Below are 20781 nucleotides of genomic sequence, written 5' to 3' on the forward strand. Positions count from 1 at the left end.
CGGATTCCGCGCCCGCGTCGCCGCTCCCCCAACCCACCCCGCAGAAAGGCGGACCCATGCAGCAGGACCTCATGGCCAGGGCCAGGACGTGGCTCGCCGAGGATCCCGACCCCGAGACCCGTGACGAGCTGGCCGCGCTCATCGAGGCCGAAGACGCCGGGAGCGCCGCCGAGATCGCCGCGCGGTTCGCCGGCACGCTCCAGTTCGGCACGGCCGGGCTGCGCGGCGAGCTGGGGGCCGGGCCGATGCGGATGAACCGCGCCGTCGTCATCCGGGCCGCGGCCGGGCTCGCCGCGTACCTCAAGGCCGAGGGGCAGGGCGACGGGCTCGTCGTCATCGGGTACGACGCCCGGTACAAGTCGGCCGACTTCGCGCGCGACACCGCCGCCGTGATGACCGGCGCGGGCCTGCGCGCGGCCGTGCTCCCGCGTCCGCTGCCCACCCCCGTGCTCGCGTACGCCATACGGCATCTGGGGGCCGTCGCGGGCGTCGAGGTGACCGCCAGCCACAACCCGCCGCGCGACAACGGCTACAAGGTCTACCTCGGCGACGGCTCGCAGATCGTCCCCCCGGCGGACGCCCGGATCGCCGCCGAGATCGCCGCGGTCGGTCCGCTGGACACCGTGCCCCGCCCCGAGGACGGCTGGGAGATCCTCGGCGACGAGGTCCTGGACGCGTACCTGGCCCGTACGGACGCCGTGCTCGCCGCCGGATCGCCGCGCACCGCCCGGGTCGTGTACACGGCGATGCACGGCGTCGGCACCTCCGTGCTGACCGCCGCCTTCGCCCGCGCCGGGTTCCCGGAGCCGGTGCTCGTCGCCGAACAGGCCGAGCCCGACCCGGCGTTCCCCACCGTCGCCTTCCCCAACCCGGAGGAGCCCGGTGCGATGGATCTCGCCTTCGCGACCGCGCGCCGGGCCGGGCCCGATCTCGTCATCGCCAACGACCCGGACGCCGACCGCTGCGCCGTCGCCGTCCCGGACCCGGCGGCCGACGGCGGCTGGCGGATGCTGCGCGGCGACGAGGTCGGCGCGCTGCTCGCCGCCCATCTGGTGGACCGGGGCGCCGCGGGCGTGTTCGCCGAGTCGATCGTGTCCTCCTCGCTGCTCGGGAGGATCGCCGAGCGGGCGGGTCTCGGGTACGAGGAGACGCTGACCGGCTTCAAGTGGATCGCCCGGGTGGACGGCCTGCGGTACGGCTACGAGGAGGCACTCGGCTACTGCGTCGACCCGGAGGGCGTACGCGACAAGGACGGCATCACAGCGGCGCTGCTCGTCGCCGAACTCGCCTCCTTGCTCAAGGAGCGCGGGCGTACGCTCCTCGATCTCCTCGACGACCTGGCGGTCGAGCACGGGCTGCACGCGACCGACCAGTTGTCGGTGCGGGTGCAGGACCTGTCGGTCATCGCCGACGCCATGCGGCGGCTGCGCGAGAGTCCGCCCGCCGCGCTCGGCGGCCTCGACGTCGTCTCGGCCGAGGACCTGTCGCGGGGCAGCGCGCAGCTGCCGCCCACGGACGGGCTGCGCTACCACCTCCGGGGCGCCCGGGTGATCGTCCGCCCCAGCGGCACCGAGCCGAAGCTCAAGTGCTACCTGGAGGTCGTGGTGCCGGTCGGTTCGGCGGACGGCCTGCCCGAGGCCCGCGCGGAGGGAGCGCGACTGCTGGACGCGATCAAGCGGGATCTGGCGGTGGCCGCCGGGATCTGACGCCTTGGGGCCCGCCGGGCCGTGTCCTCGTACTGCCGCCTGCTGTGCGGCCCCGGTACGAGGGCACGGCCCGGACCCGTTCCCGGACCCGTTCCTGGCCCTGTTCGGCCCTGTTCCCGGGCCGGGGTCGGCGGCCTGCTCCGATTCCCGGTCCCCTGCGACCGGGGCGGGCCCTGCTGAGGCCGGAGCCGGCCGGGCAGCACCGGCAGCGGCGTCACGGCCCCCGCGCCGCCGAGCCGAGCACGGTCCGCGGCCCCGGCGGCCCACCGACGCCATCCGTTCGAATGCCCCGACATGACACGAATGGTGAGCAAAAGTACGTTCAGTCACGGGTCGATTACTCAACCGACCGCTCCCAGACAGGAGAAAGTGACATGGCCACGCGTTCCACCATCATCACGGCCACCACCACCGTCGCCGTCGCCGCCGCGGCCGCGGCGGCCCTGGCCGCCACCGGCTCCGGCCTCACCTCGGCCGACGCCCCGGAGAAGCCCGAGAAACCCCCGGTCGCCGCCGCGGCCCCCGCCGCGCCCGCCGCACACGACGGGGCCACCGCACCGAAGGGAGGCAAGGACGCTGCCGGAGCTGGCGGCGCCGAGAGCGGGGGCGACGAACAGGGGCGCGGAGGAGAAGAGGGCGGCGGGGGCGACCGGGGCGACGACGAGAACGGCAGGGGCGGGGGCGGTGACGAGGATCGGGGCCGCGGCGGCGGCGACCGGGGCGACGACGAGGACGGCGGGCGCGGGGGCGGGGGCGGTGACGAGGGTCGGGGCCACGACGGAGGGCACGGCGGGGACCATCACCGCGTGGGCCGCATCCACTTCAACGAGCGCACGTACCCCGCCTACCCCGACGGCTGCGTCACCGCGGCCAGCGGCCTCGGTTCCACCAGCTTCAACATCTTCAACGAGAGCCGGATGACCGTCGAGGTCTTCTCCGGGGCGACCTGCGACAACGGCGGCCCGATCGCGATCGTCGGCCCGTACGGCGACACCTCGGGCGTGATCCCGCAGCACGTCCAGGGAGGCGTGTCCGTGTTCAACGGCGTGGGCGCGAGCTTCCGGGTGGTCCGGCACGGCTACGGCGGCGGCTGGGGCGACGACTGGGACTACTGAGCCACCCCCCCTCACGACACGACATGACACGGGCGCCGGATCGCCGGAATCGAGCCGGGTCCCACCACATACCTCGCCCATCCTGCCCCCTCTCCGTTATTAGATAGACTGACCTACCTAATAACGGAGAGGGGGCAGCCATGCCCGATACGGAAGCCACCGGGAAACTGCCGGTGACGCGCAGGCGCGGGGCCGCGCGGACCCGGATCCTCGATGCCGCGGCGCGCCGGTTCTACGCCGACGGCGTGGCGGCGACGGGGATCGACACGATCACGGCCGAGGCCGGCGTGGCGAAGATGAGCCTCTACAACAACTTCGACTCCAAGGCCGATCTGGTCCGCGCCTACCTCCAGGCCCGGCACGAGGAGTGGCTCGGCCTCTACCGGGAGCGCCTGGCCGGAGCCCGGGGCCCGCGCGAGGCCGTGCTCGCCGTCTTCGACGCCTACGCCGATCACGCCCGGCTCGCCTACGAGCACGGGTTCCGGGGATGCGGGCTGCTCAACGCCGCCGCCGAACTGCCAGGCGGTCACGAGGGCCGGACGGTGGTGCGGCGGCACAAGGAAGAGGTGGAGGCCATCCTGGCCAGCCACCTGACGGAGCTGCTGCCCGGTCGGGAGGAGAAGGTCCGCGCCACGGCCGAGCACCTGGCGTTCCTGCTCGAAGGCGCCATCGTGCGCGCGGGCCTCGAAGGGGACGACGCGCGGATGCGGCACGCCCGCGACCTGGCGGCGCGCCTGGTGGACGACCTGTGACGCGGACCGCCGACCACTCCGTCGGCACGGGCGCGGGGGCGGGCGCGCTCGCCGTGCTGGTGGCCTCGGTGCTGTGGGGCACCACGGGCACGGCGGCGACGTTCGCGCCACAGGTGGGGCCGCTGGCGATCGGAGCCGCGGCGATGGGCCTGGGCGGGCTGCTCCAGGCGGCGGTGGCCGGGCGGAGCATCGCGCGGTTCCGCGCGAGCCTCCGGGCACGGTGGCGGTCCGTGCTCGTCGGCGGGGCGGGGGTGGCGCTGTACCCGCTGGCGTTCTACACCTCCATGCGTCTGGCCGGTGTCGCGGTGGGCACGGTCGTCTCCATCGGCTCCGCCCCGCTGGCCTCGGCGCTGATCGAGCGGGTCATCGACCGACGGCGCCTGTCGCGGCGCTGGATGGCGGGCGCGGCGCTGGGAGTGGCCGGCACCGTGCTGCTGTGCGCGGCCGAGGCGGCAGGGGCCGGCGCGGGATCCGGGCCAGGTACGGGCTCCGCCGCCCGGACCGTCGTCGGCGTGGGCCTCGGGCTGCTCGCGGGTGCGACCTACGCCGTGTACGCATGGGCGGCGCACCGCCTCATCACCCACGGCGTACCGTCGCGCGCGGCCATGGGCTCGGTTTTCGGGCTGGGCGGGCTGATGCTCGTGCCGGTGCTGTTCGCCACCGGGGCACCGTTGGTCGCCTCCTGGACGAACGCGGGCGTGGGCCTCTACATGGCGCTGGTACCGATGTTCACCGGGTACGTCCTGTTCGGCTTCGGCCTGGCCCGCGTGCCGGTCAGCACGGCGACCACCCTGTCCCTGCTGGAGCCCGCCGTGGCGGCGGGGTTCGCCGTGCTGGTCGTGGGCGAGCGGCTGCCCGTCCTCGGCTGGGCAGGGATCGTCCTCGTCGTCGCCTGTCTCGGGGTGCTGACCGTCCCCTCCCGGCGCACGCGCCCGCGCACGCCTCGCCGGGCCGGTTCCGGGCGGACGGCGGCGGTACCGGCGCCCTCGGACGGCGCCGGGGACATGGTGGACCGCCGCGTGACCCCGCCCGCGCGGCCCCAGCCGCCGCCCGCCGCCGCGACCGGGTACCGGACCGGCGGCCCGGCCGACGGCTGAGGAAGGGCTGAGCCGACGCGGAACTGTCCGGTTTCTCCTGGCTCTCAGGACATGGCGGCCCGCACCTCCACCGCGTCCGCCGGGCCCCATCCGGCCCGCGGCACCGAGGCCGGCAGCGGCCGACGGTACGGTGCCCGGGCCTCCGTCAGGACCCGTACCGTCGGCCCCTGTTCCACCACCGTGCCGCGGCGCATCACCGGCACCTCGTCCGTGATGTGCCGGACGGCCGCCAGGTCGTGGCCGACGAAGACCGGGGCCTTGCGGTGTCCCGGCGGATCTCGCCCAGGAGCTGGAGGATCTGCGCCCGGATCGAGACGTCCAGCGCGGCCACCGCCTCGTCGAGGACCAGCGTCTTGGGGCCGACCGCCGGGGTGGTGCTGGTGACCGACGAACCGGGCGCGGCCTACGCGGACCGCGTCGAGGCGGTCCTGACCGCGCCGCACACGCCGACCGGGATCACGGCGGAGTCGCTGACCGGACTGCTCGTCGCGGACGCCCTGATGCTCGCGCCGGCCGCGCTCGACGAGCCCCGCGGTCGAGCCCTCGCACCAGCTCACCGCGCTGCGTGAGCAGTCGTCGGCCCCCGAGCGGCGCCCCTCACCGGCCCCAGGCACCTCACGGCTTCCCGACCGTCCGATGAGTTCCGGACGGCCGGGCGGTCTCCCTTGGGTACGCGTACACCGACACTTACCTACGCCGGCATTCGCGTACACCGACGATTCGAACGAGGAGCAACCGAGACCCATGCGACGCATCGTGATCAGTGAGTTCATGAGCCTGGACGGCATCGTGCAGGCGCCGGGGGGACCCGACGAGGACACCGACGGGAACTTCGCGCACGGCGGGTGGTCGCACGCGTTCTTCGACCCGGAGGTGATGGGCGGCTTCATCGGCGAGTCCATGAACCGGGCCGATGCCCTGCTCTTCGGGCGCCGGACCTGGCAGGCGATGGCAGCCGCCTGGCCCGAGCGGGCGGGCGACCCGTTCGCCGACCGGATGAACGACATCCCGAAGTACGTCGTGTCCGATACATTGGGCGACGACGCGCTGGCCTGGAACAACACCACTCGCGTCCCCGGAGACCGGGCCATGGACCGCATCCGGGAGCTGCGCGCGTCCGACGGCGACGACCTGCTGGTCATGGGCAGTCCCACGCTCGTGCGCGCGCTGCTCGGCGAGGGATTGGTCGACGAACTCCGGCTCATGGTCATGCCGGTGCTCCTCGGCGGCGGAAAGACGATCTTCCCCGACGATCGCGCACTGCGCACGCTGGAACTGGTCTCGACCGTCACCAGTGGCACAGGCGTGAACCTCTGCGTCTACCGCCCGGCCACCGAGGGGTCGTAGGTCTGCCCCAGGAGTGCCACCCGCCGCCTGCCACTGTCAGACCACGGCAGGCGGCAGGCGGCAGGCGGCAGTCTGATGACACAGGCATTACGGGACAGCCCTTACGACCTCGTCCACGATTGTCAGCGGCGTCGCGGCGTCTGGGACCTCCGCCTCCGGCGTTGTCGTCAGTCCCCGACGCTCCTTCCCCGAGCTCTCAGCTGCTTTCGAGCAGGGGAGACCCCATCCGACTCCCTCCTCCGCCTTGGATTCGAAGGCTCCAGACGCCGCTCCTTCCTCCACTGCCAATCGTGGACGAGGTCGTTAGGCTGCCGCGTATGCCTCCCCCGGAACTGCAACGGATCAACACCTTCCTGTCGGGCTTCGCCCGCCGCCAGGCCGCTCGAACCGTCGACGTCCCGGGCGGATTCGCCGTGCTCGACGACGCGTTCGCCCACTCCCGCGGGAACAACCAGCTCGTCATCGACCCGGCCGCCGACGGGACAGCCGGCCCCGAAGCGCTGCCCGCCGTCGCGGACGAGGTGCTGGGGCATCTGCCGTACCGGCTGGTCTCCGTGCTCGACGACGAGCTCGGAAGCGCGTGCGCGGGACCGCTGGTCCGGGCCGGCTACTCCCACTCCGTCTGCCTGGTCATGCAGCACACGGGTCCGGTCCCGCAGGGCGGTGGCGCGGAGGTGGTGGACCTCGACGCGTTCCGGATCCCGCTCGCCCGGCGCTGGCGGGGCTTCCTCCCGGACGCCGACGACGAAGTGATACGTCACCTCGTCGACCGGCGCGAGGCCCGCCACCGCGGGGCCGACATCGTGCACTTCATCGGCGCCCGTGCCGAGGACGGAGAGGTCGCCTCCTGGGCCGACCTCTACCTGGATCCGGCGACGGGCACGGCCCAGATCGAGGACCTGATCACCTCGGAGGCCCATCTCGGGCGAGGCCACGCGGGCGCGGTCCTGACCACCGCCCTGCGCCTGGCCGCCGACGCGGACTGTGGTACGAGGTTCCTCACCGCCGATGCCGCCGACTGGCCGCGCCACTGGTACGAACGCCGCGGCTTCTCGGTCGTCGGCCGTACGCACCACTTCGAACGCGCCTGACGGGAGCGCGCCCGGCGGCGGGACGCCCCGCCCCGGGCCCGCTTCCCGGTCCTGCTTCCCGTTCCCGCCCCGGCGCGCCTCAGCCGGTCGCGAGCAGCACGACGAACAACACCACGCCCGCCACCGCCGGCGCGATCACCTCGTACGCCCACCGCACCGAGCCGGGGGCTTCCGGAGCCTCGGCCGTCGGCTCCGGAGCCACCGCCTTGGCCCGCTCCGCCATCTCCCGCAGATCCGCCATGGTCCGGTCGGCCGGTGCCATCCGGGACTTGGTGTCGCCGACGTCGGCGAGCCCCGGGGTCCGGCCGCGGGAATCCGTCGCCGCGTCCCGGGCCTGCTGCCGGGACGCCCTCTTGCGCTGCCGCAGCGACACCGGAACCGCCCACATCTGGTACTTGGTGCCGTCCTCGGTGAACAGCTCGCTCGAATACCCGGCGCGCAGATCCGCGACCTCGGTCCAGGGCAGCGTGATCGTCCGGAACGGGTTGCGGATCCGGATGCGCCGGTCGTTCGCGAAGACGGCGGGCCGCACGGAGAACGCGACGACGAGCGGCACCGCGGTCAGCAGCCCGGCAAGGGCCAGCCAGGGCGTCCGGCCGTCCCCCTTGACCAGGGCGTCCCCGCCGAGCCAGCAGAGGAACAGAAGCAGCAGGACACCGCCGACGATCCCGGCGGACGACCGGAAGGTCCGGTCGGCGTAGGTCGGCTCTGCGGGCGGTGTGGGGCTCGTCATGGGCCCGATTCTGCCTGACGTCGCCCGCGTCCGGGAGGGCGGCCGGATCTCCGGATCTCACCAGATCCCGCCCCGGCGCCGACCCCGCAGCCCCCGCGGGAACCGGAGCCCCGGGCCCCCGGAAGGGCCGGACCCCGTCGCCCCCGCGCGAGTTCCCGGAGGACCCCACCCCCTGTACACGCCGCTACGCGCGTAGATATGCTCATCTGGTGACCATGCCCACCACAGCTCCCTCCCCCAGGCTCTCGACCGCGTTCGAGCAGGGCGGCACCCCTCTCTCGGACGTGACCGCGTCCGACAGCGCGCTGCGCCGCTTCCTGCACGGGCTGCCCGGCGTCGACGCCGTCGGCCTCGAAGCGCGCGCCGCGTCCCTCGGAACCCGTTCGATCAAGACGACGGCCAAGGCGTACGCCATCGATCTGGCCATCTCGATGATCGACCTGACGACGCTGGAAGGCGCGGACACCCCGGGCAAGGTCCGGGCCCTCGCCACCAAGGCCGTCCACCCCGACCCGCTTCGCTACGCTTCGCCTCGGCTCTCCTCCGATCCCCTGGATGCCGAGCCCGACCGCACGACCCCGCGCACCGCGGCGGTCTGCGTCTACCCCGACATGGTGGAGACCGCCGTCGCCGCGCTCGACGGCTCCGGCGTGAAGGTGGCGTCCGTGGCGACGGCCTTCCCGGCCGGGCGCGCCGCGCTCGACGTGAAGCTCGCGGACGTCCGCGAGGCCGTGGCCGCCGGGGCCGACGAGATCGACATGGTGATCGACCGCGGCGCCTTCCTCTCCGGCCGCTACCTCAAGGTCTACGAGGAGATCCTGGCCGTGAAGGCCGAGTGCGCGCGGGCCGACGGCCCCGACGCCCGGCTGAAGGTGATCTTCGAGACCGGCGAGCTGTCCACGTACGACAACATCCGCCGCGCCTCCTGGCTCGGCATGATGGCGGGCGCCGACTTCATCAAGACGTCGACCGGCAAGGTCGGGACGAACGCCACGCCCGCGAACACCCTGCTGCTGCTGGAGGCGGTGCGCGACTTCCGGGCGCAGACCGGGGTGCAGATCGGCGTGAAGCCGGCCGGCGGCATCCGCACGTCCAAGGACGCGATCAAGTTCCTGGTGCTGGTGAACGAGACCGTGGGCGCGGACTGGCTGGACAACCACTGGTTCCGGTTCGGCGCCTCCAGCCTGCTGAACGACCTGCTGATGCAACGTCAGAAGCTCAGCACCGGCCGTTACTCCGGCCCCGACTACGTGACGGTGGACTGATCCCCATGACATCCGCATCCGCTTCCGCAAGCGCATCCGCTTCCGCGTTCGAGTACGCGCCCGCACCCGAGTCGCGCGCGGTCGTCGACATCGCGCCCTCGTACGGCCTGTTCATCGACGGCGAGTTCACCGACGCGGCCGACGGCCGGGTCTTCAAGACGGTCTCGCCGAGCACCGAAGAGGTGCTGTCCGAGGTCGCACGGGCCGGCTCCGAGGACGTCGACCGGGCCGTGAGGGCGGCCCGCAAGGCATTCGAGAAGTGGTCGGCGCTGCCCGGTTCCGAGCGCGCCAAGTACCTCTTCCGGATCGCCCGGATCATCCAGGAGCGCAGCCGCGAGCTCGCCGTCCTCGAAACCCTCGACAACGGCAAGCCGATCAAGGAGACCCGGGACGCGGACCTGCCCCTGGTCGCGGCGCACTTCTTCTACTACGCGGGCTGGGCCGACAAGCTGGATCACGCCGGTTTCGGCGCGGACCCACGCCCGCTCGGCGTCGCGGGCCAGGTCATCCCGTGGAACTTCCCGCTGCTGATGCTGGCGTGGAAGGTCGCCCCGGCGCTCGCCACCGGCAACACGGTGGTACTGAAGCCCGCCGAGACGACCCCGTTGTCCGCGCTGTTCTTCGCGGACATCTGCCGCCAGGCCGGCCTGCCCAAGGGCGTCGTGAACATCCTCACCGGTTACGGGGACGCGGGCGCGGCGCTCGTCGAGCACCAGGACGTCGACAAGGTGGCGTTCACCGGCTCCACGGCGGTCGGCAAGCGGATCGCCCGCTCGGTCGCCGGCACCTCCAAGAAGGTGACCCTCGAACTGGGCGGCAAGGGCGCCAACATCGTCTTCGACGACGCCCCGGTCGACCAGGCCGTCGAGGGCATCGTCACGGGCATCTTCTTCAACCAGGGCCAGGTCTGCTGCGCCGGCTCGCGGCTGCTCGTGCAGGAGTCGGTCCAGGACGAGCTGCTGGACGCGCTCAAGCGGCGGCTGTCCACGCTCCGGCTCGGCGACCCGCTGGACAAGAACACCGACATCGGCGCGATCAACTCCGCCGAGCAGCTCGCCCGGATCACCGCGCTCACCGAGACGGGCGAGGCCGAGGGCGCCGAACGCTGGACCGCCCCCTGCGAACTGCCCACCGCCGGCTACTGGTTCGCGCCGACGCTGTTCACGAACGTCACCCAGGCGCACACCATCGCGCGCGACGAGATCTTCGGCCCGGTGCTGTCCGTGCTGACGTTCCGCACCCCCGACGAGGCGGTCGCCAAGGCCAACAACAGCCAGTACGGCCTGTCGGCGGGCATCTGGACGGAGAAGGGCTCCCGCATCCTCGCGGTGGCGAACAAGCTCCGGGCGGGCGTCGTCTGGGCCAACACGTTCAACAAGTTCGACCCGACCTCGCCGTTCGGCGGCTACAAGGAGTCGGGCTTCGGCCGCGAGGGCGGTCGTCACGGCCTGGAGGCGTACCTCGATGTCCGATAACCGTCCGAACCGTCTGAGCGTGTTCAAGACCTACAAGCTGTACGTCGGGGGCAAGTTCCCCCGCTCCGAGAGCGGCCGGGTGTACGAGGTGACGGCGAAAACATCAGCCGCTGACGCGGCGGGGAAGGGCAAGTGGCTGGCGAACGCCCCCCAGTCCTCCCGCAAGGACGCGCGGGACGCGGTCGTGGCCGCCCGCAAGGCGTTCGGCGGCTGGTCGGGCGCGACCGCGTACAACCGCGGTCAGGTCCTCTACCGCGTCGCGGAGATGCTGGAGGGCCGCCGGGACCAGTTCGTCCGCGAAGTGGCGGAGGCGGAGGGCCTGTCGAAGTCCAAGGCGGCGGCGGTCGTGGACGCGACGGTCGACCGCTGGGTCTGGTACGCGGGCTGGACCGACAAGATCGGCCAGATCGTGGGCGGGGCGAACCCGGTCGCGGGCCCGTTCTTCAACCTGTCGACGCCCGAACCGACCGGGGTTGTCGCGGTCCTGGCGCCGCAGGAGTCCTCGTTCCTGGGGCTGGTCTCGGTGCTCGCCCCGGTGATCGCGACCGGCAACACCGCGGTCGTCGTCGCCTCGGCCGCGTCCCCGCTGCCCGCCCTGTCCCTGGGCGAGGTGCTGGCCACCTCCGACGTGCCGGGCGGCGTGGTGAACATCCTGTCCGGGAGGACGGCGGAGATCGCGACGCCGCTCGCCTCCCACCAGGACGTCAACGCCATCGACCTCACGGGCGCGGACCCGGGCCTGGCGAAGGAGCTGGAGGTCGCGGCGGCGGACAACCTGAAGCGCGTGCTGCGTCCACAGCCTGTGGGCGGGGAGGGCGCCCTCGACTGGTCGGCCGATCCGGGCACCCACCGGCTGACGGCCTTCCTGGAGATCAAGACGGTCTGGCACCCGACGGGCGCGCTGGGCGTGTCGGGTTCCTCGTACTGAGCCGGGGCCGGGGCCCGGGCGGGACGGCCGGGGCCCGGACGGCGGTCGACATGGACACGGGTTTCACCCTTCTGGCACCGGGAAGATCATCCGGAAATACACGAGGTTGTCACGATGTCCAGTCAGTTCGACGACCTGGCCCACATGTACGAGTAGTTCTCCGAGCTGCCGTTCCGTCGGCACCCGGAGTTCCCGAGCGCCCTCTCCCTCCCCTGACTCCCGTACACATCCGCGCGCCCCGGCACTGCGCACCGCAGTGCTCCGGCAGCACGGCGGCGGCCCGCTCCCCGGAAGTCCGGGGAGCGGGCCGCCGCCTTCTCCGCGCGCCGATGTCAGCCGTTCAGGAGGCCCGCCGCCTGCCCCGCCACCGGCAGGTCCTTCAGTGTGCCCCCGCCGGTCAGCGGGTCGGTGACGACGCCCGTGGTGAGCGGCTTGAAGTCGGCGATCTGCGTGCCGACGGTGTTGTCCAGCGGGTCCGTGCCGGTGCCCGCCAGCGGGTCGAGCCGCAGCTGCGTGGCCGGCGCGATGCCGCTCCGGAGCGACTGCCCGACCGCCCCGGTCACCGCGCTGCCCGCCCCCTCGATGCCGGTGTCGGCACCCGTGGCCGGCACGAGGGGCAGCGGAGCCGCCTGGGCCGCCGCGCCTCCCGCGCCCAGCGCGGCGCCCACCGCGGTGATGGCCAGACCCGCCCTCAGCAGGGCGTGGCGCCGGGAGGTGTTCAGTGCGTGACGTGCCATGAGTTCCCACCTGATCGATGCGGTCGAGTAATCAATTGAGTGCGCAGCGTAGTTGAGGTGTGATGCTCGATACCAACACGACCACCGGGGGATCCCCTGCCCGGGTCAATGCCTCACACTCGTGTCCTGTGAATTCCCAACCGATCCCGACCCGTGTCGTGCTGCTCGCCGGACCGTCCGGCTCCGGCAAGTCCCACCTCGCCGCCCGCACCGAACTGCCGGTGCTGCGGCTGGACGACTTCTACAAGGAGGGCGACGACCCCACGCTGCCGCTCGTTCCCGGCAGCACGGACATCGACTGGGACTCCGTACGGTCCTGGGACGCCGACGCGGCGGTCGCGGCGATCCAGGAGCTGTGCCGCACCGGACGCACGGACGTCCCGGTGTACGACATCTCCACGAGCTCCCGGGTCGGCCGGGAGACCCTCCACATGGCGCGCACACCGCTGTTCGTGGCCGAGGGGATCTTCGCGGCGGACATAGTCGAGCGCTGCCAGGAGCTCGGTGTGCTCGCGGACGCGCTGTGCCTGCGCGGCCGCCCGACGACGACGTTCCGCCGCCGGCTGCTGCGGGACCTGCGGGAGAGCCGCAAGTCCGTGCCGTTCCTGCTGCGGCGCGGTTGGCGGCTGATGCGGGCGGAGCGGCGGATCGTGGCCCGGCAGGCGGCACTGGGCGCCCACCCCTGCGGCAAGGAGGAGGCGCTGGGGCGACTGGCGGCCGCGGCGGCCGGCCGCTGCCGCCGCACCCCCACGGCACGCGGAACGGTGTGACGGCCGACGCCCCGCACGGTCGTACCCCGCGCACACCCCCACAGGCCCACGCCCGCGCACACCGTCACGGGCGACGTGCCCCGCACACCCCCACGCGCGACAGCCCACCCCTCACACACGCCGACGGGGGCGGACAGGCCCCCCAGCCCGTCCGCCCCCGCGGTGTTTCCCTTCCCCCTGTATTCCACCGCCTCCCCCGAAGCGGCGCCCCCGTGGTCCCCCGTATCCCCGTTCCCCCCGCCCTCAGGCCACCAACTCGCCGAAGGACTCCTGCTGGTCACGGCCGAAGCTGAGGACCTCGTCCTCGCGCAGCCGACGGAGCGACCGCCAGATGCTGGACTTCACCGTGCCGACACTGATGTCGAGTATGGACGCGATCTCCGGGTCGGTGCGGCCCTCGTAGTAACGCAGGACCAGCATCGTGCGCTGGAGTTCGGGCAGCCGGGCCAGCGCCTGCCACAGCACGGCGCGCAGCTCCGTGCCGCGCATCGCGTCCGTGTCACCGGGCGTCTCCGGCAGCTCCTCGGTCGGGTACTCGTTGAGCTTGCGCCTGCGCCAGGCGCTGATGTGCAGATTGGTCATGGTGCGGCGCAGATAGCCACCGACCGCCGCCTTGTCGCTGATCCGGTCCCAGGCCCGGTACGTCGAGAAGAGGGCGCTCTGCAGCAGGTCCTCGGCCTCGAACCGGTCGCCGGTCAGGTGGTAGGCGGTCGCGTACAGGGAGGCGCGGCGCTCCCGGACGTAGGCCGTGAACGCCGTGTCGACGTCCTCGGCCCGCGCCGATGCCCTCCGCTCCCCCGTGGCCTCCCCGTACGCGGTTTCCCCGTGCTTCCCCCCCACGGACGCGTCGATCACCGCCATCCAGGGCCGTCGGCCCTGGTCGGCGGAGGCGGACGACGACGTGTGCGAACGCCCGGCGCCGCGGGCGCACCCCCGTGCTCCCCCGTGCTCCCGGCCCCGTTCCAGCAGGGCCGTACCCGCTCCGGCACCGGACTTCTCGGCGCTCCGGCCGACATCGTGGAGACGCGTGACAACTGCGCTTGCGGTGATGCTGTGAGTTGCGTTCATCTCGCGCCCCCCATCGGTGGAGTCCGGCCGTCCGTGTGCCAACGAGCTTGCCGGGGCAGTTTCATCACGCTGTCCCCCGACTGTCACAGCCCTGTCACAGGGCCTGTCGTCGCCGCGTGGCCCGCCCGGCGGGTGTACGTGTGGGCGCCGCCGGTCGAACTGAGGCTCCACCATGGGCCAGAATGACCATCGTGCCTTTCCTGTTGCTGATCGAGGACGACGATTCCATCCGCACGGCCCTCGAACTCTCGCTGTCACGCCAGGGCCACCGTGTGGCCACCGCGGCGACGGGAGAGGACGGCCTGAAACTGCTGCGCGAGCAGCGGCCCGATCTGATCGTGCTGGACGTGATGCTGCCCGGTATCGACGGCTTCGAGGTGTGCCGTCGCATCCGGCGCACCGACCAGCTGCCGATCATCCTGCTGACGGCGCGCAGCGACGACATCGACGTGGTGGTCGGGCTGGAGTCCGGTGCCGACGACTACGTGGTGAAGCCGGTGCAGGGCCGGGTGCTCGACGCCCGCATCCGGGCGGTGCTGCGCCGGGGCGAGCGCGAGTCCACCGACTCCGCGGTCTTCGGGAACCTGGTGATCGACCGGTCCGCGATGACCGTGACGAAGAACGGCGAGGACCTCCAGCTCACGCCGACCGAGCTGCGGCTCCTGCTGGAGCTGAGCCGGCGGCCGGGCCAGGCCCTGTCGCGGCAGCAGTTGCTGCGGCTGGTCTGGGAGCACGACTACCTGGGCGACTCCCGGCTGGTGGACGCCTGCGTGCAGCGGCTGCGCGCCAAGGTGGAGGACGTGCCGTCGTCGCCGACCCTGATCCGTACGGTTCGGGGCGTGGGCTACCGACTGGACTCGCCTCAGTGAGCGGTGTCGCCGAACGGAGCCTGCTCGCGGGGCTGCGCTGGACGAGCCTGCGTCTGCGCCTCGTCGTCGTGTTCGGACTGGTGGCGCTGACCGCCGCGGTGTCGGCCTCGGGCATCGCCTACTGGCTGAACCGCGAGGCGGTGCTGACGCGTACCCAGGACGCGGCGCTCGGGGACTTCCGGCAGGAGATGCAGAACCGGGCGGCGTCGCTGCCGCTGCGGCCGACCAAGGACGATCTGCAGAACGCCGCCGTCCAGATGGCGAGCAGTTCGCCCGGGTACAGCGTGCTGCTGGTCGACGAGCGCGACGCGGGCAAGCCCATCGTCGGCAACTCCGACCTGGACACGTTCACGCTCGACAACGTTCCGCCGTCGCTGCAGAAGGCGGTGACCGAGGAACAGAAGGTGGGCGCGGACAACACGTACGAGTACCACCTGTTCTGGCAGCGGACCAGCATCCGCGGCACGCCGTACCTGGTGGGCGGTACGAGGATCACCGGCGGCGGCCCGACCGGTTACATGCTGAAGTCGCTGGACCAGGAGCGGCAGGACCTGAACTCCCTCGCCTGGTCGCTGGGGATCGCCACCGCGCTCGCGCTGATCGGTTCGGCCCTGTTGGCGCAGGCGGCGGCGACGACCGTGCTGCGGCCCGTGCAGCGGCTCGGCGACGCCGCGCGCAAGCTCGGCGAGGGCAAGCTCGACACCCGGCTCGTGGTGTCCGGCACCGACGAACTCGCGGATCTCTCCCGGACGTTCAACAGAACCGCCGGCGCGCTGGAGAAGCGGGTCGCGGACATGAGCGCGCGGGAGGAGGCCAGCCGACGGTTCGTAGCGGACATGTCGCACGAACTGCGTACCCCGCTCACGGCGCTGACGGCCGTCACCGAAGTGCTGGAGGACGAGGCGGACGGTCTCGATCCGATGATCGCGCCCGCGGTGCATCTGGTGGTGAGCGAGACGCGGCGCCTCAACGACCTGGTGGAGAACCTGATGGAGGTCACCCGCTTCGACGCGGGTACGGCCCGGCTCGTGCTCGACACGGTCGACGTCTCCGACCAGGTGACCGCCTGCGTCGACGCGCGTGCCTGGCTGGACGCGGTGGACCTGGACGCCGAGCGCGGCATCATGGCCCGTCTCGATCCGCGCCGGCTCGACGTGATCCTGGCGAACCTGATCGGCAACGCGCTCAAGCACGGCGGCTCGCCGGTACGGGTCGCGGTGCGGACCGAGGCCGACGAACTCGTCATCGAGGTCCGCGACCACGGCCCCGGCATCCCCGAGGACGTCCTGCCGCACGTCTTCGACCGCTTCTACAAGGCCAGCGCCTCGCGCCCGCGCTCCGACGGCAGCGGTCTCGGTCTGTCGATCGCGATGGAGAACGCGCACATCCACGGCGGCGACATCACGGCCTCGAACTCGCCGGACGGCGACGGCGCGGTGTTCGTCCTGCGGCTGCCGCGCGACGCCGAGTCGCTCGCCCGTTCCGGGACCGAGGGGGCCGACGGCACCGGCGGGGACGACGCGAGGTGCCCGGACGAGGAGGACGACGCGACGTGATGGGCAGCAACCACCGGGCACGCCGTTCGGGGACGGCGCTGGCCGGGGCCGCGCTCACGGCTGTGCTGGCCGCGGGCTGCGGGATCAGGACCACGTCCGTGCCGGTGGACGCCGGCCCCGCACCGTCCCGCGTCCCGTGCTCGATGCCCGCGCAGGACGTGACCGCGCAGGCGCTTCAGGGCATACCCATGCAGATCCATCTGGTCTGCTCCTCGCAGCTGGCCACAGTGGACCGCACCGTCCAGGTCGACGAGGCGACCACGGACCGGACCCGCGTCGCGCGGGCGCTCCTGGAGGAGCTGCAGCGCAGACCGTCGGACGACGAGCGGCGGGCCGGGTTCACCACGGCCGTCCCGGAGAAGCTGCGGATGGGCGCGGCGCGCGCCGACGACCCCCGGGGCACGCTGCGGCTGAGCGAACAGCCGGAGGACCTGCCGACCGAGGCACTCGCGCAGATCGTGTGCACGTACGCGGAGAGCACGGCACTCGCGCCGAACGGCACGGTGGTCCTGGGCGGCCCCGGGAAGTACCCGGCGCGCGGCTACCTCTGCACCGCGGAGACGAAGGCCAGGCCGCAGACGGCGACGCCGCTGACGGCCCGCACGGACGGGGACACCGGCCAGGGTCGGGGCCAGGGCACGGGCGCGAGTACGGAGCCGGACACCGACGCGGGAACGGGGATGGAGACGGGCGACTGAGCCGGGGCCCGGAACCGATCCCACCGCCCGACGCGTCTAGGGGGGCGTGCGTCAAGGTTCGGACAGCCAGACTGTCATCCGTTTCCGCGCGGCCGGGATCCTTCTCCTCCTCGCGCATCTGCTGTTCGTCGGGTGGCTGACCCTGCGTCCACTCGATGTGCCGTGGATGACCGCTTCGAATCTGCGACCACTCGCCGGCATCAGAGCCGACCTCTCCCTCGGCCCGGTCGAGGCCGCCCGCCGGATCGGCGAGGGGCTGCTGCTGCTCGCCCCGCTCGGCGTCCTGCTGCCCATGGCAGGGGGTCGGCTGTCCGTCTCCCCGTGGGCCTCGATGGCCCGTACGGTCGCCGCCGGAGCGCTGATCTCGCTGGGCATCGAGCTGGCGCAGACCGGGGTGCCCGGGCAGCGGGTCGACGTGGACTCGCTGCTGCTGAACACCATCGGCGTGGCACTCGCCCACCTCCTGGTCGTGCCCATGTGCCGGGCGCGGCTGCGGCGCAGGAAGCGGCGGCGGACGAAGCCCGTTCCGCGTCCGGCGGACGAGACGGCTCAGGGCTCGACCCCGACGATTCCCAGGGTCGGGATGGCACCGTAGAGCGACGTTTTGCCCCCGTTCGCCGAGCGACGATGGACACATCGGGAGTACGACGGAACTGCTCCCCACCAACGGTTCGCGAAGGAGCCCATCATGGCCGCACTTGCCCGCCCCCGAGACGGACGCATGATCGGCGGAGTGTGCGCCGCGCTGGCACGGCGCTTCGGCACCTCCGCGGGAACCATGCGGGTGATCTTCCTGCTGTCCTGTCTGCTGCCCGGGCCGCAGTTCCTGCTGTACCTGGCGCTGTGGGTGCTGTTCCCGTCCGAGGAGGAGTCGTCGGCCACCGCCTGGTGACCGCGTAGCAGGACTCCGCGGTACGCGGGGGCACCAGGGACAGTACGCACGAGACGAACGACGTACCTGTGACACGACACGCCTGTGGGGCGGGCAGCCGAATCCGGAAGCCCGCCCCACAGGCGTGTGCCACACGTGGCCGTTACGGGATCAGCCGAGCGGGATGCCGGCCGGGAGGCCGCCGGTCTTCGCGCCACCCGCCGGCAGGCCGCCGAGGAGGCCCTTGGCCGGGGCGGTGACATTGCCGACGAGCTTCTGCTGGCCGGTGCCGAGGAGCTTGGTCGCGGTCTCCTCGACCGGACCGGGCTTGGCGGCGGCACCGAGAGCGGAACCGGCGACCGGAAGCGCGGTGGCCGCGGCGTCGGTCGGCAGCACCGAGGCGGAGGCGGTCCCCGCGGCGACGGCGGCGAAGGCGGCACCGAGAGCGGCGACACCGAGGGTCCTGGCAGCAGAATGCTTCATGGGGAGTTCATCCTTGGGGAGGGGGACTGGGCGGCTCTGGAACGAGCGGCTCTGAAAAGTAGTCAGCTCGCAGCCCCTCCCGCAAACGTCCCCCGCAGCGAAAACGGCCGGTGAATTCCGCACGCCCGCGCGGACCGGCCGTCTTCAAATCCGCGTGTATCACTCCCCCGGAGAGGAAGAAGCGCTGGTTGCGGCGGTCTGCTGGAAAAGCCACTCCGACTTGAGCTCGGCATAGCCGGGCTTGATCACATCATTGATCATCGCCAGACGTTCATCAAAAGGGATGAACGCTGACTTCATCGCATTGACGGTGAACCATTGCATGTCGTCGAGCGTGTATCCGAAGACTTCGCTCAGCTTCTCGAATTCATGGCTCATGGTCGTGCCGCTCATCAGCCGGTTGTCCGTGTTCACGGTGGCACGGAAATGCAGCTTCCGGAGCAGCCCGATGGGGTGCTCGGCGTACGAGGCGGCGGCCCCGGTCTGGAGGTTGGAGGTCGGGCACAGCTCCAGCGGGATGCGCTTGTCCCGTACGTACGAGGCGAGGCGGCCGAGCGTCACACTGCCGTCCTCGGCGACCTGGATGTCGTCGATGATGCGGACGCCGTGGCCGAGCCGGTCGGCGCCGCACCACTGGATGGCCTGCCAGATCGACGGCAGACCGAACGCCTCGCCCGCGTGGATGGTGAAGTGGTTGTTCTCGCGCTTGAGGTACTCGAACGCGTCGAGGTGCCGGGTGGGCGGGAAGCCCGCCTCGGCTCCCGCGATGTCGAAGCCGACGACGCCCTGGTCGCGGTAGCGGTTGGCGAGTTCGGCGATCTCCAGGGAGCGGGCCGCGTGCCGCATCGCGGTGAGGAGCGCGCCGACACGGATGCGATGACCGTCCCGGCGAGCGCGCCGCTCGCCCTCGCGGAACCCCTCGTTGACCGCCTCGACGACCTCTTCGAGCGTCAGACCGGCCTCCAGGTGCTGCTCGGGGGCGTACCGCACCTCGGCGTACACCACACCGTCCGCGGCGAGGTCCTCGGCGCACTCGGCGGCCACCCGGACCAGCGCCTCGCGGGTCTGCATGACGGCGCAGGTGTGCGCGAACGTCTCCAGGTAGCGTTCCAGCGACCCGGAGTCCGCCGCCTCGCGGAACCAGACGCCGAGCTTGTCCGGCTCGGTCTCGGGCAGTCCGTCGTATCCGCTCGCGAGGGCGAGATCGACGATCGTTCCGGGGCGCAGACCACCGTCGAGGTGATCGTGGAGAAGGACCTTGGGAGCACGCCGGATCTGATCCCGGCCGGGCACGTGCGGGGTGGGACTCATCATTAGGGCACTCTAGCTCCTACGCGCGTAGAATGTCGCTCGTCGATACATAACAGTGACCGCGAAGACGGGTCGAGTACACCCGTCCTTCTGACACTGTTCTGTCATGGCACAGCGCGCGCTCCCCCTACCCGCCGCGAGACTGGGACGGGCCGTCGGCACGGCCGGAGCACCGACCGCGGTCAGCGGCGTGGTCCTGCTGCTCCCGGACGGCGAACCCGCCTCGCACCGCCGCCCTTCCCTCTTCTCGTACGCCTTCCAGCTCCCCCTGGCTCGGACCCTGGCCCGCGCCGGCCGCACGGACGGCCTCGCCGTCCACGTGGTCCACTACCGCTGCCGCGGCTGGAACACGACCGACGCCCAGCTCTCGGCGGACGCCGAATGGGCGGCGGACGAAGTCGTACGCCGCTACGGCGACGTCCCCGTCTGCCTCGCCGGCCACGGCATGGGCGGCCGGGCCGCCCTCCGCGCGGGCGGCCACACGGCGGTCAACTCCGTTCTGGCGATGGCCCCCTGGCTCCCCGCGAACACGACGGACGAACCGAATCCGGAACCAGAACCGGTCAAGCACCTGCTCGGCCGCCGGGTCCTGCTCGTCCACGGCACGAACGACGCCCGCACCGACCCCGAACTCTCCTTCCACCTGGCCGCACGCGCGAAGAAGACCAACCGCGACACCTGCCGCTTCGAGGTCCACTCCGACGGCCACTCGCTGCGCCAGCACCGCGCCGAAGTCACGGCCCTGGCCACGAACTTCATCCGCGGCTCGCTCCTCGGTCACCCCTACGCCCGCCCCGTCGCCGACGCCCTCGCGGCCCCGCCGCCACTGGGCCTGCGGATGCCCCTTGCGGCAGGGTTCGGGAAGTCGCTGCGGGGGTGAGGGGACGTGCGCGGTGAGACGAGGCGCTT

General features: G+C 72.3%; 21 protein-coding genes and 2 pseudogenes. 17 read left to right on the top strand and 6 right to left on the bottom strand.

Annotated features, from left to right (window positions below; genetic code table 11):
- The first annotated feature begins 56 nt into the window (after positions 1–56).
- The 4 genes from ACFYY6_RS00955 (at position 57) to ACFYY6_RS00970 (ending at position 4670) form a co-directional block, all read left to right on the top strand.
- Positions 57–1706: a phospho-sugar mutase gene (locus tag ACFYY6_RS00955; protein ID WP_351518500.1), complete on the top strand. Its 1650-nt coding sequence runs from the start codon at positions 57–59 to the stop codon at positions 1704–1706.
- 374 nt (positions 1707–2080) lie between these two features.
- On the top strand, positions 2081–2821 hold the full coding sequence (locus ACFYY6_RS00960) for a hypothetical protein (RefSeq protein WP_389191129.1): 741 nt from the start codon (positions 2081–2083) through the stop codon (positions 2819–2821).
- A gap of 140 nt (positions 2822–2961) precedes the next feature.
- Positions 2962–3573: a TetR/AcrR family transcriptional regulator gene (locus ACFYY6_RS00965; protein ID WP_389191132.1), complete on the top strand. Its 612-nt coding sequence runs from the start codon at positions 2962–2964 to the stop codon at positions 3571–3573.
- Complete coding sequence (locus ACFYY6_RS00970; protein ID WP_389191135.1) at positions 3570–4670, top strand: DMT family transporter; 1101 nt, start codon at positions 3570–3572, stop codon at positions 4668–4670. The genes ACFYY6_RS00965 and ACFYY6_RS00970 overlap by 4 nt, the downstream gene beginning before the upstream one ends.
- 44 nt (positions 4671–4714) lie before the next feature.
- Here ACFYY6_RS00970 and ACFYY6_RS00975 read toward each other — a convergent pair.
- Positions 4715–5037: pseudogene (locus ACFYY6_RS00975) on the bottom strand (ABC transporter ATP-binding protein); the annotation flags it as partial.
- On the opposite strand from ACFYY6_RS00975, the pseudogene ACFYY6_RS00980 reads away from it, so the two are divergent.
- The 3 genes and pseudogenes from ACFYY6_RS00980 to ACFYY6_RS00990 form a co-directional block, all read left to right on the top strand.
- Positions 5036–5261 (top strand): annotated as a pseudogene (locus ACFYY6_RS00980) (transcriptional regulator); the annotation flags it as partial. The pseudogenes ACFYY6_RS00975 and ACFYY6_RS00980 sit on opposite strands and share 2 nt — an antisense overlap.
- Before the next feature lie 153 nt (positions 5262–5414).
- Positions 5415–6017 (top strand): dihydrofolate reductase family protein, encoded by a 603-nt coding sequence (locus ACFYY6_RS00985; protein ID WP_351628303.1) that lies wholly within the window; start codon positions 5415–5417, stop codon positions 6015–6017.
- Positions 6018–6334: 317 nt separating this feature from the next.
- The gene (locus ACFYY6_RS00990) at positions 6335–7108 is read left to right on the top strand and encodes a GNAT family N-acetyltransferase (protein WP_351525786.1); all 774 of its coding nucleotides are present in this window, start codon (positions 6335–6337) and stop codon (positions 7106–7108) included.
- A gap of 79 nt (positions 7109–7187) precedes the next feature.
- Here the strand turns inward: ACFYY6_RS00990 and ACFYY6_RS00995 are convergent, their stop codons facing one another.
- Positions 7188–7841, bottom strand: coding sequence for a PH domain-containing protein (locus tag ACFYY6_RS00995; RefSeq protein WP_351628106.1), 654 nt, complete (start codon positions 7839–7841; stop codon positions 7188–7190).
- A gap of 215 nt (positions 7842–8056) precedes the next feature.
- Between ACFYY6_RS00995 and deoC the strand changes: the two genes are divergently transcribed.
- From deoC to ACFYY6_RS01010, 3 genes are read left to right on the top strand one after another with little or no spacing between them, the layout of a single operon-like run.
- Entirely contained in the window at positions 8057–9106 is a 1050-nt protein-coding gene (gene deoC / locus ACFYY6_RS01000) for a deoxyribose-phosphate aldolase (RefSeq protein WP_351628300.1), read from the top strand.
- A gap of 5 nt (positions 9107–9111) precedes the next feature.
- Positions 9112–10581, top strand: a complete 1470-nt coding sequence (locus ACFYY6_RS01005; protein WP_351628103.1) for an aldehyde dehydrogenase family protein — start codon at positions 9112–9114, stop codon at positions 10579–10581.
- Complete coding sequence (locus tag ACFYY6_RS01010) at positions 10571–11509, top strand: aldehyde dehydrogenase family protein (protein WP_351525792.1); 939 nt, start codon at positions 10571–10573, stop codon at positions 11507–11509. The genes ACFYY6_RS01005 and ACFYY6_RS01010 overlap by 11 nt, the downstream gene beginning before the upstream one ends.
- Before the next feature lie 332 nt (positions 11510–11841).
- Here ACFYY6_RS01010 and ACFYY6_RS01015 read toward each other — a convergent pair whose 3' ends face one another.
- Positions 11842–12246, bottom strand: a complete 405-nt coding sequence (locus ACFYY6_RS01015; RefSeq protein ID WP_351629847.1) for a hypothetical protein — start codon at positions 12244–12246, stop codon at positions 11842–11844.
- A 62-nt stretch (positions 12247–12308) separates the two neighbouring features.
- Here ACFYY6_RS01015 and ACFYY6_RS01020 point away from each other — a divergent pair, with 62 nt between their 5' ends.
- Complete coding sequence (locus tag ACFYY6_RS01020; protein WP_351629850.1) at positions 12309–13016, top strand: uridine kinase; 708 nt, start codon at positions 12309–12311, stop codon at positions 13014–13016.
- 243 nt (positions 13017–13259) lie between these two features.
- Here the strand turns inward: ACFYY6_RS01020 and ACFYY6_RS01025 are convergent, their stop codons facing one another.
- Positions 13260–14084 carry a SigE family RNA polymerase sigma factor gene (locus ACFYY6_RS01025; protein WP_351629853.1) on the bottom strand — a complete coding sequence of 275 codons (825 nt, stop codon included), beginning with the start codon at positions 14082–14084 and terminating at the stop codon, positions 13260–13262.
- Positions 14085–14275: 191 nt separating this feature from the next.
- On the opposite strand from ACFYY6_RS01025, the gene afsQ1 reads away from it, so the two are divergent.
- From afsQ1 to ACFYY6_RS01050, 5 genes are all read left to right on the top strand, one after another.
- A complete protein-coding gene (afsQ1, locus tag ACFYY6_RS01030; RefSeq protein ID WP_199883123.1) occupies positions 14276–14953 on the top strand; it encodes a two-component system response regulator AfsQ1 in 678 nt (225 codons plus the stop codon).
- On the top strand, positions 14950–16509 hold the full coding sequence (locus ACFYY6_RS01035) for a HAMP domain-containing sensor histidine kinase (RefSeq protein WP_351522799.1): 1560 nt from the start codon (positions 14950–14952) through the stop codon (positions 16507–16509). Before afsQ1 ends, ACFYY6_RS01035 begins: the two co-directional genes overlap by 4 nt.
- A complete protein-coding gene (locus tag ACFYY6_RS01040; RefSeq protein WP_351522798.1) occupies positions 16509–17207 on the top strand; it encodes a hypothetical protein in 699 nt (232 codons plus the stop codon). The genes ACFYY6_RS01035 and ACFYY6_RS01040 overlap by 1 nt, the downstream gene beginning before the upstream one ends.
- A gap of 46 nt (positions 17208–17253) precedes the next feature.
- Positions 17254–17802: a VanZ family protein gene (locus tag ACFYY6_RS01045; RefSeq protein ID WP_351522797.1), complete on the top strand. Its 549-nt coding sequence runs from the start codon at positions 17254–17256 to the stop codon at positions 17800–17802.
- Positions 17803–17895: 93 nt separating this feature from the next.
- Positions 17896–18099, top strand: a complete 204-nt coding sequence (locus ACFYY6_RS01050; protein ID WP_073781639.1) for a PspC domain-containing protein — start codon at positions 17896–17898, stop codon at positions 18097–18099.
- 150 nt (positions 18100–18249) lie between these two features.
- On the opposite strand, the gene ACFYY6_RS01055 is transcribed toward ACFYY6_RS01050, so the two are convergent.
- Both ACFYY6_RS01055 and ACFYY6_RS01060 read right to left on the bottom strand, forming a co-directional pair.
- Complete coding sequence (locus ACFYY6_RS01055; RefSeq protein ID WP_351522795.1) at positions 18250–18561, bottom strand: hypothetical protein; 312 nt, start codon at positions 18559–18561, stop codon at positions 18250–18252.
- 159 nt (positions 18562–18720) lie between these two features.
- Complete coding sequence (locus ACFYY6_RS01060; protein ID WP_389191140.1) at positions 18721–19875, bottom strand: adenosine deaminase; 1155 nt, start codon at positions 19873–19875, stop codon at positions 18721–18723.
- Between the two features lie 103 nt (positions 19876–19978).
- Here ACFYY6_RS01060 and ACFYY6_RS01065 point away from each other — a divergent pair, with 103 nt between their 5' ends.
- Positions 19979–20752, top strand: coding sequence for an alpha/beta hydrolase (locus tag ACFYY6_RS01065; RefSeq protein ID WP_351522792.1), 774 nt, complete (start codon positions 19979–19981; stop codon positions 20750–20752).
- The last annotated feature ends 29 nt before the right edge of the window (positions 20753–20781 follow it).

This window comes from Streptomyces sp. NPDC001750, from assembly GCF_042892615.1.
Classification (GTDB): Bacteria; Actinomycetota; Actinomycetes; order Streptomycetales; family Streptomycetaceae; genus Streptomyces.

Coding starts and splice junctions, on each gene's coding strand:
- ACFYY6_RS01040 (WP_351522798.1), top strand. CDS start 16,509: ATGGGCAGCAACCACCGGGCACGCCGTTCGGGGACGGCGCTGGCCGGG.
- ACFYY6_RS00995 (WP_351628106.1), bottom strand. CDS start 7,841: ATGACGAGCCCCACACCGCCCGCAGAGCCGACCTACGCCGACCGGACC.
- ACFYY6_RS00955 (WP_351518500.1), top strand. CDS start 57: ATGCAGCAGGACCTCATGGCCAGGGCCAGGACGTGGCTCGCCGAGGAT.
- ACFYY6_RS00960 (WP_389191129.1), top strand. CDS start 2,081: ATGGCCACGCGTTCCACCATCATCACGGCCACCACCACCGTCGCCGTC.
- deoC (WP_351628300.1), top strand. CDS start 8,057: ATGCCCACCACAGCTCCCTCCCCCAGGCTCTCGACCGCGTTCGAGCAG.
- ACFYY6_RS01005 (WP_351628103.1), top strand. CDS start 9,112: ATGACATCCGCATCCGCTTCCGCAAGCGCATCCGCTTCCGCGTTCGAG.
- ACFYY6_RS01025 (WP_351629853.1), bottom strand. CDS start 14,084: ATGAACGCAACTCACAGCATCACCGCAAGCGCAGTTGTCACGCGTCTC.
- ACFYY6_RS01050 (WP_073781639.1), top strand. CDS start 17,896: ATGGCCGCACTTGCCCGCCCCCGAGACGGACGCATGATCGGCGGAGTG.
- ACFYY6_RS01060 (WP_389191140.1), bottom strand. CDS start 19,875: ATGATGAGTCCCACCCCGCACGTGCCCGGCCGGGATCAGATCCGGCGT.
- ACFYY6_RS01065 (WP_351522792.1), top strand. CDS start 19,979: ATGGCACAGCGCGCGCTCCCCCTACCCGCCGCGAGACTGGGACGGGCC.
- ACFYY6_RS00965 (WP_389191132.1), top strand. CDS start 2,962: ATGCCCGATACGGAAGCCACCGGGAAACTGCCGGTGACGCGCAGGCGC.
- ACFYY6_RS00990 (WP_351525786.1), top strand. CDS start 6,335: ATGCCTCCCCCGGAACTGCAACGGATCAACACCTTCCTGTCGGGCTTC.
- ACFYY6_RS01015 (WP_351629847.1), bottom strand. CDS start 12,246: ATGGCACGTCACGCACTGAACACCTCCCGGCGCCACGCCCTGCTGAGG.
- ACFYY6_RS01055 (WP_351522795.1), bottom strand. CDS start 18,561: ATGAAGCATTCTGCTGCCAGGACCCTCGGTGTCGCCGCTCTCGGTGCC.
- ACFYY6_RS00985 (WP_351628303.1), top strand. CDS start 5,415: ATGCGACGCATCGTGATCAGTGAGTTCATGAGCCTGGACGGCATCGTG.
- ACFYY6_RS01020 (WP_351629850.1), top strand. CDS start 12,309: ATGCTCGATACCAACACGACCACCGGGGGATCCCCTGCCCGGGTCAAT.
- ACFYY6_RS01010 (WP_351525792.1), top strand. CDS start 10,571: ATGTCCGATAACCGTCCGAACCGTCTGAGCGTGTTCAAGACCTACAAG.